The organism is Arthrobacter sp. 8AJ, from assembly GCF_902506025.1.
GTDB lineage: Bacteria > Actinomycetota > Actinomycetes > Actinomycetales > Micrococcaceae > Arthrobacter.
On sequence record NZ_LR733289.1, the window covers coordinates 976,522 to 991,420 of the forward strand.

13 protein-coding genes are annotated in these 14,899 nt (G+C 68.4%); 6 read left to right on the forward strand and 7 right to left on the reverse strand.

Annotated features, from left to right (window positions below):
* Positions 1–159: 159 nt before the first annotated feature.
* The 5 genes from BACI349Y_RS04525 to BACI349Y_RS04545 all read left to right on the forward strand — a co-directional run bounded on the left by BACI349Y_RS04525 (position 160) and on the right by BACI349Y_RS04545 (position 8,933).
* Positions 160–2,076 (forward strand): Hsp70 family protein, encoded by a 1,917-nt coding sequence (locus BACI349Y_RS04525; protein ID WP_159630844.1) that lies wholly within the window; start codon positions 160–162, stop codon positions 2,074–2,076.
* Position 2,077: 1 nt separating this feature from the next.
* Entirely contained in the window at positions 2,078–4,162 is a 2,085-nt protein-coding gene (locus BACI349Y_RS04530; protein WP_159630846.1) for a LuxR C-terminal-related transcriptional regulator, read from the forward strand.
* Between the two features lie 164 nt (positions 4,163–4,326).
* A complete protein-coding gene (locus tag BACI349Y_RS04535; protein ID WP_159630848.1) occupies positions 4,327–5,442 on the forward strand; it encodes an IniB N-terminal domain-containing protein in 1,116 nt (371 codons plus the stop codon).
* 120 nt (positions 5,443–5,562) lie between these two features.
* Positions 5,563–7,443, forward strand: a complete 1,881-nt coding sequence (locus BACI349Y_RS04540) for a dynamin family protein (protein ID WP_159635199.1) — start codon at positions 5,563–5,565, stop codon at positions 7,441–7,443.
* The gene (locus BACI349Y_RS04545) at positions 7,440–8,933 is read left to right on the forward strand and encodes a dynamin family protein (RefSeq protein WP_159630850.1); all 1,494 of its coding nucleotides are present in this window, start codon (positions 7,440–7,442) and stop codon (positions 8,931–8,933) included. Before BACI349Y_RS04540 ends, BACI349Y_RS04545 begins: the two co-directional genes overlap by 4 nt.
* A gap of 28 nt (positions 8,934–8,961) precedes the next feature.
* Here BACI349Y_RS04545 and BACI349Y_RS04550 read toward each other — a convergent pair whose 3' ends face one another.
* Together BACI349Y_RS04550 and BACI349Y_RS04555 are read right to left on the reverse strand one after the other, a co-directional pair.
* Positions 8,962–9,531 (reverse strand): hypothetical protein, encoded by a 570-nt coding sequence (locus tag BACI349Y_RS04550; RefSeq protein ID WP_224026974.1) that lies wholly within the window; start codon positions 9,529–9,531, stop codon positions 8,962–8,964.
* Between the two features lie 5 nt (positions 9,532–9,536).
* Positions 9,537–9,926, reverse strand: a complete 390-nt coding sequence (locus tag BACI349Y_RS04555) for a PLD nuclease N-terminal domain-containing protein (protein WP_159630852.1) — start codon at positions 9,924–9,926, stop codon at positions 9,537–9,539.
* 61 nt (positions 9,927–9,987) lie between these two features.
* On the opposite strand from BACI349Y_RS04555, the gene BACI349Y_RS04560 reads away from it, so the two are divergent.
* Positions 9,988–10,299, forward strand: a complete 312-nt coding sequence (locus BACI349Y_RS04560; protein ID WP_201302388.1) for a DUF4229 domain-containing protein — start codon at positions 9,988–9,990, stop codon at positions 10,297–10,299.
* Here BACI349Y_RS04560 and BACI349Y_RS04565 read toward each other — a convergent pair.
* The 5 genes from BACI349Y_RS04565 to BACI349Y_RS04585 form a co-directional block, all read right to left on the reverse strand.
* Positions 10,296–11,177 carry a 1,4-dihydroxy-2-naphthoate polyprenyltransferase gene (locus BACI349Y_RS04565; protein ID WP_159630854.1) on the reverse strand — a complete coding sequence of 294 codons (882 nt, stop codon included), beginning with the start codon at positions 11,175–11,177 and terminating at the stop codon, positions 10,296–10,298. The two genes, BACI349Y_RS04560 and BACI349Y_RS04565, sit on opposite strands and share 4 nt — an antisense overlap.
* A gap of 75 nt (positions 11,178–11,252) precedes the next feature.
* Positions 11,253–12,476 (reverse strand): AMP-binding protein, encoded by a 1,224-nt coding sequence (locus tag BACI349Y_RS04570; RefSeq protein WP_159630856.1) that lies wholly within the window; start codon positions 12,474–12,476, stop codon positions 11,253–11,255.
* Positions 12,477–12,488: 12 nt separating this feature from the next.
* The gene (locus BACI349Y_RS04575) at positions 12,489–13,442 is read right to left on the reverse strand and encodes a 1,4-dihydroxy-2-naphthoyl-CoA synthase (RefSeq protein ID WP_159630858.1); all 954 of its coding nucleotides are present in this window, start codon (positions 13,440–13,442) and stop codon (positions 12,489–12,491) included.
* Positions 13,443–13,464: 22 nt separating this feature from the next.
* Positions 13,465–13,905 (reverse strand): VOC family protein, encoded by a 441-nt coding sequence (locus BACI349Y_RS04580; RefSeq protein WP_159630860.1) that lies wholly within the window; start codon positions 13,903–13,905, stop codon positions 13,465–13,467.
* A 51-nt stretch (positions 13,906–13,956) separates the two neighbouring features.
* A complete protein-coding gene (locus BACI349Y_RS04585) occupies positions 13,957–14,718 on the reverse strand; it encodes a CPBP family intramembrane glutamic endopeptidase (protein WP_159630862.1) in 762 nt (253 codons plus the stop codon).
* Positions 14,719–14,899 lie beyond the last annotated feature (181 nt).

The following is a 14,899-nucleotide window of genomic DNA, read 5'->3' on the forward strand; positions in this document are numbered from 1 at the left end:
GGGCCCTGGGCGGGGAATCCACCCGCATCGCGGCAACTGGCCGCTAAATAACCATTCGATGTAGCAACAGGGCTGTCCGCGGGTCCGTCGGAAATGCTACGTTGGTGACGTTCACTGTGATGAAGCTTGCATGTGGACCGCCAGCCTTCCGAGGTAACCATGAGCTACGCTCTCGCCGTAGACGTCGGGACCAGTTTCACGGCAGCCGCCGTTGTTCGATTTCACCAAGGTCCCTCCGCTGTGCCTGAGTGCCTGCCTTTGGGCGCGCGTGGAGCGTCGGTTCCCTCCGTGGTGTACTTCCCGGAGGAAGGCACTGTCCTGGTGGGCGAGGTCGCGGAACGCCGCGGTCTGGACTCGCCGGAACGCGTGGTGCGGGAATTCAAACGCCGCATCGGCGACGACGTTCCCATCATCCTGGGCACCCTGGCGCTGCAGCCGGAGGACGTCTTCGCCACCATGGCCCGCTGGGTGGCAGACCGCGCGGCCGAACGCGAGGGGGGCCCGCCGTCGGCCGTCTATCTGACCCACCCCGCTGCCTGGGGCATCCACCGCCTGTCCGCCATCCGCGCCGCCCTTGCCGCCCACGGCCTGGAAAACGTCACCCTCCTTCCCGAACCCGAGGCCGCGGCGCTGCACTACGCCTCGCAGGTGCGGGTGGAGGAGGGCAGCACCATCGCGGTGTACGACCTCGGCGGCGGCACCTTCGATACCGCGGTCCTGCGGAAGTCCGGCAGCAGCCGCTTCGAACTGCTGGGCCGTCCGGAGGGCATCGAAGACCTGGGCGGGGCCGACTTCGACGCCGCCGTGTTCAGCTATGTTGCCGCGCACACCGGCGCCGCCCTGGCAGACCTCGACCCCGCCGACCCCGCGGTCCTCGGGGCATTGGCCCGCCTCCGGCGCGAATGCGTGGAGGCCAAGGAAGCCCTGTCCTCCGACAGCGAGGCAAGCATTCCCGTGCTCCTGCCCGGCGTCCAGCAGCAAATCCGCCTGGTCCGTTCCGAGTTCGAGGCCCTGATTGAAGAGCCCGTACGGGAAACGGTGGACGCGCTGGAGCGCTCCCTGGCCCAGCTGCACCTGGAACCGGCAGACCTGTCCGCGGTGCTGCTGATTGGCGGCTCGTCCCGGATCCCCCTGGTAGCGCAGGTGGTATCGGAGGAACTGGACCGGCCCATCGCCGTTGACGCGGATCCCAAGTCCTCCATTTGCCTCGGCGCGGCCGTGGCCGCGCTTCTCGCGCACGCCGCAGCCCGCGCAGAAACGGCAGTGCCCCAAACTGACGCGGCAGGAATTGAAACGTCCGCCGCAGCGGCGCCACCCGCCGTCGTGCCCTCCGCAGTGCCACCGGCACCCTCCGGACCAGGCCTGCCCAGCTGGTCACGTAAATATGCGACGACGGCTGACGCCGGCGCGGGGCACGGGGCCGTCCGGACTGCGCGGCGGGGGGAAAGAGGGGCACACGCCCCGAAACCCACCGTCCGGGTCACGGCTGTTGCCGCTGCGGCAGCCCTCCTGACGGTCCTCACCGCCACTGCCGCGCAGAGCCCCGACGGCTTCGGAAGCCTCACCGCCATGTTCGTACCGCAGGCCGGAGCGAGCACCGACGGCGGATCCGCAGGCACCGGCGGGGCGGAAACACCAGGTGGAGGGGGAGGAGCAGCAGCCGTTGGCGCGCCCCAGCCGCTCGCGGGCGTGGAGGCCAGCGCCAAAAAGCCAATCGCGCAGCAGCCCGGGCTCGACGTGTCCGCCTCACCCACCAGCAGCCAGGCCGCGGCCGGCGGCGCCACGGCGGGTGGGCCTGCGGCCGCCGGCGCAGCCCCTGCAGCGGATCCGCCGTCAGCAGCCGGGGGCAGCACTCCGGGGACAGCCATCGTTCCCGATTCAGCCACCATAGGCCCCGCAACGCCAACGGCCACCACGCAACCCGTCCCTACCGCGCCTGCCCAAAAAATCGAGAAACAAAAGGAAGACCTAACGCCCACCCCGACCGTTGCACCTTCACCCACGCCGGAGGAGTCCACCGTGACTCCGACGGACACTGCCGTCGCAACGGCCACGACCACTTCTCCAGGGGCCTGACATGGACGGACACATCCAGCGGGCGGAACGGCCCGTACCCCTGCTCACCGCACCTGACCACCAGGGCCATCCGCCCCACGCCGCGGAGCTGATGGCCAAGCAGTTGAAGGGCGCAAACGCTGCCGTCCGGGAGCTGCTGCTGGCACTTTCGGTGGGCTTCGCCCTGCCGGGACCGCTTCCGGCGGACCTCCAGCACAAGTTCATCAGCGGAACGGTGGAGGACCTTGATGCCCTGGTGGACCGCGCCGAAGCCGCAGGCCTGCTGCGGCCGGACGGCACGGTGGTGGGGACGGCCCAACACGCCCTCCTGACCGCCACCCCCACGGCCAAGGTGCACGCGCTCCAGCGGGAGCTCGTAACCGTCTTCACATCCGCAGGACAGCCGCTGGGGAACCTCGCCCGCGAGCTGGCCAGGGGAGGCCTTGCCGATCCACGGGTGGCCGCGGAACTGGAGCAGGCTGGGAACGCCGTGCTGGAGAATGACCCCAGGCTGGCGTCCCAACTCTACGAGGAAGCACTCCTGGCCGGCGCCGACCCGGTGGCCACCGCAGCCAGGCGCGCCCAGGCCGCAGCCGGCGACGGGGAACTCGACGCCGCGGCCCGCATCATTGACGCGCTCCTGGTCAGCCCGGACCCGCCGGACGTGCGCCGCGGAGCCGATGTCGCTGCCTCCGTCTGGGCGCAGCGGGGAATGCTGGCCCGTGGAGCCGACGTGTACAGCTGGCTTGGTCCCGGACGGGTGGGCCCCTCCGCGCCGCTTGCCGCCGTCGCCATGATCGGCGCCGGTGACCGGGCAGGTGCGGAGGCCTTCTTCCGGCCCGATGCTCCGGCGGCCTCGCCGACGCTGCTTGCGGCCGCCCTGGTCCAGACGGGACAGGGAATCCTGGCCTCCCTGGGGGACAAGCCGCAACAGGGCATCTCCATCCTGATCCATGCCTCGGACATGCTGAACTCGGCGGGCACGGCCCTTCCGTTGCCGGAAACACCGGCAGCCCTGGCAGCCCTGCTGGCCCTGCAGAGCGGTGAGCCGCACCTGGCGGAGACGGTCTGCAAGGCAGCAGCCGCAGCCGGACAGGGCGGCAACGCCGCCCAGCCAAGGCTCCTGCTGCTCCAGGCCTGGGCGGCGATGATGCAGGACAAACTCGAGGACGCCCGCCTGGCAGCCACGGAAGCGGCCAAAGCCAACCATTGGCCCCTGGTCCCGCGCGACGAGTTCATGTGCGCGGCCCTGGAGGTGGGGCTTGCGCGCCGGAACGGCGACGTGCCGGAGCTGCTCAGGGCATGGGAACGGGCACGCGAAGCCATGCTCCACACCTCGGTGGACCTCTACAACCTGTTGCCGTGGGGCGAACTGCTGATCGCCGCGGCCCGGCTGCGCGAGACACGCCGGGTGGCGCAGTACCTGGAGGACGCCTGGAAACTGCTGGGCCGCCTGGGTGGTCCTGCCCTGTGGTCCGTTCCCCTGCACTGGTCCGCCGTCCAGGCTGCGCTGCTGAATGAAAGCCCCGCCGATCTTGCTCCCCACGCAACGGCACTGGCGCGGGCCTCTGCCCACAGCCAGCTTGCCGCGGTGCTCGCCACGGCCGGCAAAGCCTGGGTGTCGGTGCTCGCCGGCCGGTTCCGGACCGCCGATGTGGAGGGTGCTGCCCGGCTGCTCGGTGCGGTGGGGATGCCCTGGGAGGGTGCACGGCTGGCCGGGCACGCTGCCGCCCGGGCCGACGAGCGCCGGGACATGATGCGCCTGCTCTCCTGTGCCCGGGACCTTCACCCCCAAGGCAGCCCTGCTGCCGGAGCATCAGGGGCGGCGGAGGTGCAGGCAGGAACCGGTACCGACGCCGGCAAAGCGGGGCAGCCCGACGCCTCCGGTTTGAGCGAGCGCGAAAAGGAAGTGGCCAGGCTGGTGCTTGAGGGCAAGACCTACCGGGAGATCGGCGAGGCAATCTACATATCGCCCAGGACCGCGGAGCACCACATTGCCAGGATCCGGCGCCGGCTGGGAGCGGAAAACCGTTCCGACCTGCTGGCCCGTCTGCGCCTGGCCCTTGGCGTGGAACATTCCCAGCCGCTGAATCCGCAGCAGGAATAACCCCTAATCCCCCTAGACACGGGGGTGCCAGTGCCCCGGAACAGCGCCCGGGGGTAGGGGGAAAGCGCCCGATGCACCGTCCCCGGCGGCGAATTTAGGTTTGAAGCAACCGGATACGTACACCGGATGATCCACAACTCCACGAAGATGTGAGGACCACGCATATGCCAACACTCGCAAATGACCTTGTTCAGTTCCTGATGCAGCTCTTCGGCGACCGGGAGGCGATCCAGGAGTTCCTGGATGACCCGGAGAGGGCACTGCAGGAACACGGCCTGGCCAACGTGTGCTCGGCTGACGTTGACGCCGCCATGCCGGTGGTCCTCGACTACGCTCCCATCACCGTCAATGCCACTTCCTTCGCCCGGGAGCACACCACCGGCGGCAACAGTGTGTGGGCCGGGCAGACGGGGACGCTGGGCGGCCACGGCGCAGGCACCTCCGCCCTCCACGGCGGAGGGGCTGCGGGGCAGGGGGGCGCCGGCTACGACCAGGACGACCACGCCCACGCGGTCCAGCAGCTCCACCACGTGGTGAACCACTTCTCCTACACCACCAACACCACCATGCTGGATGACCGCGTCACCATTACCGACCAGTCCGTCAACCAAAACATCTGGGCGCACGGTGACGTGGAGCAGTGGTTCGACAACGATGCCGTGGTGGCCTCCGGCGACCAGGCCGTGGCCGCCGGTGATGACGCCGCCGTGCGGGACTCCAACAACGTGCGGGACTCCTACAACGTCAGGGACTCCTACAACACCGACCACTCGACCGATAACTCCACGGACAACTCCATCCATGCCGGCAGTGACGTCAGCATCGGCAACGAGCAGACGGACATCTCCGACTCCTTCAACACCGATCTCGGCCTGGACGTGGACGATTCCTTCAACGACAACTCCGACAATTCCCGCCACACGGATTACTCGGACCATTCCACCAGCACCGACGTGGACGTGGACGTCCGGGACTCGTTCAACGACAATTCCGACAACTCCACCCACAACTCCGTGGCGGTGGACGACTCCTACAACCAGGACACCTCCACCCTGGTTGAGGATTCCTTCAACCAGGACAGCTCCACCACTACCGCGGTGGATGTCCACGTGGACGACTCGTTCCAGGACGACCCCGCCACCAGCATCGTTGAAGACAACCTGGTGGTGGCGGACAACCAGCTCGATTTCACGGAGGACAACTCCACGCACACGGATGTTGACCTGGACAACCACGCCACCATCGACGATTCGGTGGTTGACGACTCCACCGTGCTGTAACACGCTATTCCCGTGGGGCGAACCACCCGGATCCGTCTCACGGGAACAGATCTTTTGGCGCTGGGGCAGGGGGGGGGAGAGGCTGTGGCAGATGCAGAACCGGCACGGCCGGCGGGGCCCATGACGGCCGGACAGCTGGCCAAGCTCGTGGAGCAGGGCCTGCAGCTGGTGGGTGCCGGGGACCGCGAGGACCTGCGCAGGAGATTGGGCCAGGCCATGGTCCGGCTGCAGGACCCCAGCATCAGGGTCATTGTGGTGGGGGAGTTCAAGCAGGGGAAGAGCAAGCTCATCAACGCCCTGGTGAACGCCCCGGTGTGCCCGGTGGATGACGATATTGCCACCTCGCTGCCCACCATCGTCCGCTACGGCGAACCGGCCTCGGCGGCCGTCCTGGTCCCCACGGCGGACAACCAGGCCGGCAACCAGGCGGCCAACCCTGCGGGCGACGGCGGGGACGGCAGCATCGAGCGCCGGCCCATTGAGCTGTCAGAGCTGCCGGCACTCGTCTCGGAGCAGGGCAACCCGGGAAACAGCCGGAAGCTTGCGGCCGCGGAAGTTTGCCTGCCCCGCCGCGTCCTCACCGGGGGACTGACCATCATCGACTCCCCGGGTGTGGGCGGCATGGGCTCCACCCACACGCTGACCACCCTCACCGCCCTTCCCACGGCGGATGCCATGCTGCTGGTCTCGGACGCCTCCCAGGAATACACGGAACCGGAACTGCGGTTCCTGCGCCAGGCCATGCGGATCACCCCCAGCGTTGCCGCCGTCCTCTCCAAAACGGACCTGTACCCGGATTGGCGCCGGGTTGAAGAGCTGGACAGGAACCACCTGGACCAGGTGGCACCGGACATCCCCTTGTTCCCGTTGTCCGCAGACCTCCGCCTCGAGGCCTCACGCCTCCAGGACGCCGAGCTCAACGCCGAATCAGGCTTCCCAGCCCTGGTGTCCCACCTGCGCAACGACATTGTGGGCAAGGCGCAGCGCATCCAGCGCCGCTCCGTCAGCCAGGACCTGCTCTCCGTCACCGAAAACCTGCGCCTGTCCCTGCAGTCCGAGCTGGACGCGTTGGAGAACCCCGACGGTACGCCCCAGATGCTCGCAGCCCTGGAACAGGCCAAAACGGAGGCGGACGAGCTGCGGAAGCGGTCCGCGCGCTGGCAGCTGACGCTCAGCGATGGCATCAACGATCTCATCGCCGACATGGAATACGACCTCCGCGACCGCCTGCGCCGGATCCAACGGGAAGCCGAGAACGCCATCGACCAGGGCGATCCCGGTCCTGTCTGGACGCAGTTTTCCGCGTGGCTCGAAGAGTGCGTTGCCGCGGCGGTCTCGGACACCTTTGTCTGGACCAGCGAGCGGTCGCAATGGCTGGCCGCGCAGGTGGCTGAGCACTTCGCCGCAGACGAGGTGTCACTGCCCGTCCTGCACGTGTCCGACTCCGGGGACGCCCTGGACCCGGTGGACCAGATGCCCGGGCTGGATCCCGGCCGCGTGAACCCGATCCAAAAAGTCCTCATCGGCATGCGGGGATCCTATGGCGGCGTCCTGATGTTTGGCCTCCTGACCGGGATTTTCGGGATGGCCCTGATCAATCCGCTGTCCGTGGGTGCCGGGCTGCTGCTGGGTCGCAAGGCCTACCGTGAGGACAAGGAAACGCGGCTGAAGCGCCGTCAGGGCGAAGCGAAAGCGCTGGTCAGGCGCCAACTGGACGATGTCACCTTCCAGGTGGGCAAGCAGCTGAAGGACAGGCTGCGCCTGGTCCAGCGGACCATCAGGGACCATTTCACCGAGATCGCCGATGAATACCACCGGTCGCTGTCGGACTCGGTGGCAGCAGCCCAAAAGGCAGCCAACTCGTATGCGCAGGAGAAGGAAGGCCGCATCCGGGACATCAGGGCCGAGCTCAAGCGGGTGGACGCGCTGCACCGCGCGGCGGAAGCGGTGGCAGCGGAGGTTGCCGCCGCCGGAACCCGTACCGCGGCAGGGGTGGGATGACGGCGTCCACCACAGCCGGAGCGGCGGCGCTGATCCGCGAAGCGCTGGAGGCCTATGCGGATGACCCGGACGCCGTCCAGGCCCTGCAGGGCTACGCGCAGCGGTTGGCCGAGCCCCTGCGGATTGCCGTAGCCGGCATGGTGAAAGCAGGGAAATCAACCCTCCTGAACGCCATCATCGGCGAGGAGATCGCGCCCACTGACACCGGCGAATGCACCCGGATTGTCACCTGGTACCGGCACGGACGCACCCCCCGCATCACCCTCCACCCCACGGACGGCCTGCCCCGGAACCTCCCGCTGAAGCGCGTGGACGGGCGCCTGGTCTTCGTCCTGGACGGCGTGCGTGCGGAGGAGGTGGAGCGCCTCGACGTCGAATGGCCGTCGCCGGCGCTGAAGGCCATGACGCTGATCGACACCCCCGGCATCGCTTCCCTCTCCCAGGATGTGTCGGCACGGTCCATTCGGTTCCTGACCCCGGAGGATACGCCGTCGGAGGCTGATGCCGTGATCTACCTGATGCGGCACCTGCACGAATCCGATATCCGGTTCCTGGAATCCTTCCGAGACATCGGGGCGGGACGCTCAGGCACCGTCAACGCCATCGCGGTGCTGTCCCGGGCCGATGAGGTGGGAGCCGGCCGCATCGACTCCCTGCTGTCCGCCGGCACCATCGCGGAACGGTACAGCCGGGACCCCAACCTACGGAAGCTGGCCCTGGGCGTTGTCCCGGTGGCAGGGCTCCTGGCGCAAAGCGCCCGCACCCTGCGCCAGGCGGACTTCGAGGCCCTCCAGCTGCTTGCCACCCTGGACCGCGCCGCGCGCGAACGGATGCTGCTTTCCGCCGACAGGTTCCGCCGCTCCGCTGAACCGGACGGACTGACGGAAGAGGCCCGGACATCACTGCTGGAGCGCTACGGGCTCTTCGGCATCCGGCTCGCCATGGTCCTGGTCCGCAACGGATTCGGGGAGCCAACAGCCCTGGCCCATGAACTCGCCCGGCGCAGCGGCCTGGACCCGCTGCTGGAGCTGCTGGACCGCCAGTTCCAGGCGAGGGCGGGGGCGCTGAAGGCCAGGACCGCGCTGGCAGCGGTGGAAGACCTCCTGGCCACCCGGCCGCGGCAGGGAACGGAGCAGCTGGCGGCATCCCTGGAGCGGCTGCAGGCCGGCGCGCACGAATTCCGCGAGCTCCGGCTGCTGGCGGCGTTGCGGACCACAGGGGTGGAACTTGCTCCGGAACTGGCGGCGGAAGCTGAACGGCTCATCGGCGGCCAGGGCGCCGCGGCGTCACAGCGGCTGGGCGTGCCCTCCGATTCGCCTCCGGAGGTCCTGGCGGCGCAGGCCCGCCAGGTGCTGGGCCGCTGGCGCGCGGTCGCTGAAAGCCCCCTGACTGCACGGTCAGCCGTGGAGGCCTGCCGGGTGGTGATCCGCAGCTGCGAGGGCGTGCTGGCCGATTGCACCGGCAGGACGCGGCAGCCGCAATCGGCATAGTGCGGCCGGCAAGGCAAGGACGGGCGGCTCAGCCCCGCGGACGCTGACGCTTCAGCCAGGCTCCCGCGGGCGGCAGGAACAGGAGCACCAGCCCGGCGAAGGCCAGGAGAAGTTCGGCGCCCCACAGCATCACCACGTAACTGCCCGCGGCGCCACTGGGGACCAGGAACGCGGACGCAAGGACCATGACGGGCAGATGGCCGGCCAGCAGCAGCACCAGGGCCCAGCGGCCCCAGGTCCGGCGGCCCATTACTGCGGCCAGGACAGCGGCCTCCAGCACGGTCACCAGGAGCAGGGCGCCGATGCTGCCCCAGAACACGATGTTCGCTGCGGTTCCCACCGATCCGGCGTCGCTTCCCGAGGCCATGTCCGCCACCACTCCGCGAAGCCGCTGCAGGTTGGAGTCACGGGCCACGAAGGAGCCCAGCAGGACTGCCAGCCCGGCGGCGAAGCTGAAGAGCCACAGCGACCGGGCGGTGCGGACAGTCCGCGGCACAGGGGGAGCGACCGGGATGGGCGGTGGCGCTGAGTAGGACAGGCCGGGCCTCGGTGGGGGAGCGGACAGCCGCCGCTCTTCTCCTCCGGACGGGGACGCCATGGGCGTTATTTCAGTCCGTCGGTATCGTGTTCGTCCGTGCCGCGCGGGTGCTTCCCGCCGTCCTCCTTGGCCCTGGACTCCAGCTCGTCACGCAGCTTCTTCAGCCGCTCGGCCTCGGCCTGGTTGCGGCGGCGTGCCTCCAGGTTGCGCAGGAAGTCCGGGTCGTCATCCGGGGCGGTGGGGTGCGGGTAGCTGGGCCGCGGCTGCGCAGTGCCGCGCGGCCGGCCGATCAGCAGCCACAGGACGGCGCCGAGGACGGGGAGGACGATCTGCACGATGATCCACGCGGGTTTCGAAATGCCCCGGGTCAGGCGGCCTTCAGCGCGGATCACGTCCACCAGGCCATACACAAAGATGACGAGGACTGCGACGGCCAAAGCCACACGGAAGAGCATGCCATTAAGTCTATCGTCAGGACGCGCAGGGGCTGCTGGCCGGGGCGGCTAAACTTGAATAGTGGCCTTTTTGAAATACTCCCTGATCCGCCTGGCAATCTTCGTGCCCCTGTTTGTCCTGTTTGCGCTCCTGCAGGTCGGGGCGCTGATGGCGGTTATCTGCGCCGCACTCATTGCGTTTGCCATCAGCTACCTGTTCTTCCAGAAGCAGCGCGACGCCGCCTCGGCAGCCCTGCAGCACCGCTTCTCCGGGAAGGCCAAGCCGATGCGTTCCGCCGGCGAGGTCCAGGACGCCAACGCCGAGGACGCCTTGCTGGACGCCAACCCGGACATCACCATCAACAACGCCAAAGGCAGCGGCAAGAAGCGCTAGAACCCGTGGCTGAGGACCAGCCCCAGTGAGAACAGCACGCTGTAGCCGAGGTTGATCAGGCCGGTCTGCTTCAGGACCGGGATCAGGCTCTTGCGCTTGCGGCCGTTGATCATCAGCCAGGCCGGCATCAGGCAGGCCGGAATGAGCAGCAGCACGATCAGGATCCACGGCCGTCCCGGCGCCAGGATCACCACCAGCAGGATGGCTACGGCAAGCATCAGGACGTAGCTTTCGCGCGCGTGCTTGTCCCCAAGCCGCACGGCCAGGGTTTTCTTGCCGGCCTGCATGTCGGTGGGAATGTCCCGGACGTTGTTGGCCATGAGCAGGGCGGTGGCGATCAGCCCGGTGCCGATTGCGCCGATGACCGCGGACAGGCTGATGTGCCCTGCCTGGGTGAAGGTGGTGCCCAGGGTGGCCACCAGGCCGAAGAAGACGAACACGAACAGGTCGCCCAGGCCCATGTAGCCGTAGGGGTTCTTGCCGCCGGTGTAGCCCCACGCGGCCATGACGCAGCCCAGGCCCACCAGGATCAGCCACCATGCCTGGGTGAGGACCACCAGGACCAGGCCAAACACCATGGCCAGGGCGAAGGCGCCGAACGCCGCCCACTTGACGTGTTCGGGCTTGGCGGCACCGGAGCCCACCAGCCGCAGCGGACCCACCCGGTCATCGTCCGTCCCGCGGATGCCGTCCGAGTAGTCGTTGGCGAAGTTCACGCCCACTTGGAGCAGGAGCGCCACCAGCGCCGCGAGGATCGCATTGGGCAGGAGGAACGAGTCCATTTCGTAGGCGGCGGCGGTGCCGATCAGCACCGGCGCGATCGCTGCCGGCAGCGTCCGGAGTCGGGCGCCTTGGATCCATTGGGCGGCTGTTGCCACGGTTAGTACCTCGTGTTGTTTCGGTAAGACGGCTGGATGGAACGTGTGCACCGGCCGCGGTGGTGCAGGTCCACTCTACTTTCCCCCGTGCCGGGAGCTGAGTTCGGCGGCCATGGCGAGCCGGTCCGGTTTTCCATTGGGCAGCATCCGCAGGGCAGGCGCGGTGAGGACCGTTTTGGGCGCCAGCACCCCCAGCTGCCGCTGCCAGTGCTGTTGAAGCACGACGCCGGGGTCCCCGGCCTCCTGCCCGGGTCCGGCTTCACCGGCGGTACCGATCCCGGCGGCACCATGGGGTGCCAGCGCCACGTAGGCCGCCACCGCCTGGCCCCATTCCGCGGAAGGGACGCCCGCCACGAAAGCCGCTGCGACGGCGTCGGACTTTTCCAGCTGCTCCTGCACGTGGCCGGCCGAGACCTTGACGCCGCCGGTGATGATGACGTCGTCCGCCCGGCCCAGCACGGTGAGCCGGCCGTCGTCGTCAATGGTGCCGAGGTCGCTGGTGCGGTACCAGCGAACCCCGTCCTCCTCGAAGAATGTTCCGGTTTCCTCGTCCGGGGCCTCGATGTACCCGGCAGCCACGGTGTCCCCGCCCAGCAGAATCCGGCCGTCCTCCGCCACCCGGACCGAGACGCCTTCCAGGGGGTAGCCGTCGTACACGCACCCACCCGAGGTTTCCGCGGAACCGTACGTGGTGACCACCCGGACTCCGGCGTCGCGGGCGGCGTCCAGCAGGGCCGGGGATGCAGGGGCCCCGCCCAGCAGGATGGCGTTGAAACGACGGAGCACGGCAAGCGTGTCCGGCGAAGGATCGTCCAGGAGCCGCTGGAGCTGCGTGGGAACCAGGGAAGTGAAGCGGATCTTGTCCGTGAGTTCCAGCGCGGCCGCCGTGAAGGCCTCCGGGGTGAAGCCGCCGGACATGTCCATCACCCATGGCCGGGTCCCGGCAAAGAGGGACCGCACCAGCACCTGGATGCCGGCCACGAACTGCACGGGCAGGGCCAGCAGCCACTGGCCCTCGCCCTTGAGCCGCAGCGCGGTGGCCATCGAGGATGCCGCCAGGGACTCCACGGTCAGCAGGGTTGCCTTGGGCGTGCCGGTGGAACCGGAGGTGCGGACCACGGCCACGGCGTCGTCGCAACCGGGGGTCTCCACGTGGCCCACCACCAGTTCGCCGTCCGGTCCAACGGACAGTTCGACGGCGGGGCCCTCGCCGTGGAGGGCGGCCGCGAGGGCTTTCAGGGCCGGTTCGATGTTGAGCGGGCCGCCGTGGGCGGTGCTGGGTGAGGCTTCGCTGTTCATTGCCGTCCTGCCTTAGAAGTAGTACGGGAAGCGTGACCAGTCGGGGTCGCGTTTTTGCAGGAAGGCCTCCTTGCCCTCCACAGCCTCGTCCGTCATGTAGGCCAGCCGGGTGGCTTCACCGGCGAACACCTGCTGGCCGGCCAGGCCGTCATCGGCAAGGTTGAACGCGAACTTCAGCATGCGGATGGCCTGCGGGGACTGCCGGGCGATGTCAGCTGCGTACTCGAGCGCCACCTCCTCCAGGCGTTCGTGGTCCACGGCCTCGTTGACCGCGCCCATGCGGACCATGTCTTCTGCGGAATATTCGCGGGCCAGGAAGAAGATCTCGCGGGCGGTCTTTTGGCCCACCTGCCGGGCCAGGAGCGCCGAGCCGTAGCCGGCGTCGAAGCTTCCCACCGTGGCGTCCGTTTGCTTGAACTTTCCGTGCTGCCGGGACGCGATGGTGAGGTCTGAAACCACGTGAAGCGAGTGTCCGCCGCCGGCCGCCCAGCCGTTGACGACGGCGATGACCACCTTGGGCATGGTGCGCATCAGGCGCTGGACTTCAAGGATGTGCAGCCTGCCGGCCCGGGCGGGGTCGATGGTTTCCTGGGTCTCGCCGTCGGCGTACCGGTAGCCGTCCCGGCCCCGGATCCGCTGGTCGCCGCCGGAGCAGAAGGAGTGGCCACCGTCCTTGGGGGAGGGGCCGTTGCCGGTCAGCAGGACGGTGGCGACGTCCGGCGTCATCCGGGCGTGGTCCATGGCGCGGTAGAGCTCGTCCACGGTGCCGGGCCGGAACGCGTTACGGACCTCCGGGCGGTTGAACGCGATCCGGACCGTGGGCAGGTCACGCACCCAGCCGCCCCCGGAATCCCGCTCCACCTGCCGGTGGTAGGTCATGTCCTGGAAGTCCTCGAAGCCGGAAACCACCCGCCAGCGCGTGGGATCGAAGACATCGGACACCGGGGCGGGGATCTGGTTGCTCACCGTCCAAGTCTAGTAATCGTGCTTAGCTGATGCAGAACTCGTTGCCCTCGGGGTCCGCCATGGTGTGCCAGGAATGCGGTCCCTGCCGAGCAGACCAAAGGAAGGAAGCCCCGCGTGCCTCGAGTTCGCGCCGCACCTCATCCTTGTCCCTGCCGTCCAGCCGGACGTCCCAGTGCACCCGGTTTTTCACCGTTTTCCCCTCGGGTGCGGTCTGGAACAGGATGCGCCGCTGCGGATCCTTGGCCTCGATCTCCTCCGGTGGCCGGATGGCGGCGCCGTCCTTCCACACCAGGTTTCCGCGGTGCGTCGTGGTCTGGTTTTCGGTGGCGTAGCCCTGCTCAATCATGGAGCGGATAAAGCCTGCGTCCTGCGGTTCCACCGCCCACTGCAGGGTTTCGGCCCACCAGTCGGCCAGCTCATGCGGGCTGGCGCAATCGACAACGATCTGGATGTTTAGTCCCATCCGTCCACGGTAAGGGCGGCCGGGGCGTTGCGGAAGGTCCTGTGCGCGCGCCTAGGCCTGGACGTTCTGCATCTGGTTGAACAGTTCCGGCGGGATGGCGTAAACCAGGATCACGGCCAGCAGGTTCTTGGCGGCGTGCACGAAGTAGGAAAACATGAGGTTCTTCCCGGTCCACATGTAGACGGACACCAGGGTGGCACCCATGGCCAGGTAGGGGAGCAGGGCAGTCAGGGTCAGCGCCTCCTGCCCCACGATGTGCAGCGCGCCGAACAGCACCACGGACAGGGCGCAGCAGATCCAGACGTTCACGCGCCTGGACATCTTGCCGATGAGCAGGTGGCGGAAGATGTACTCCTCCACGAACGGACCCACCACCACCAGCAAAGGCACCATGAGCCATGCGGGGACCTGCTGCATCAGCGCCTGCAGCCCGGCCTGGTTGGCGGAGGTTTCAACCTGCCCGTTCGCGGCCACCACGACGGCGGTCAGGATCATCATCGCGATCACGGCTGCCGGCACCATCAGCAGGGTGAACCAGGGCCGGGTCCCCAGCACTCTAAGGTCCCGCGCCACCACCCGGCGGGCGGCCAGGAGCGCGAGTATTCCCACGGAGGCATAGAACAGCAGGTTCACGGCATAAGAGGCCGCTGCCGGGGACGGGGCCACCAGCCGGAGCAGTGGGGACAGCACATTGCCGGCCACCGCGAAGAACCCGGCAATGGCAACGTAGAGGCACAGTGCGGCCAGGTCCAGGGGCGAAAACCGGTACAGCTGGGGTTGCGGGGCGGGCGGTAAGCGGTGGGCTGTTGCCATGCCCCCAGCCTATCGCCGGGCGCCGGGGTGTAGTGCGCGTCACGTACCACCCCGGACCGTCTTGTAAGATGGTCAGGTCGCGTGAAGCTTCGGCAGTTCGGCCGATCCACCCTCACATCTGCTGGTCCCAAGGCCTAAAGGCCGAATTTTGTGAGCTTGATCATACGAAGACCGGATGCGG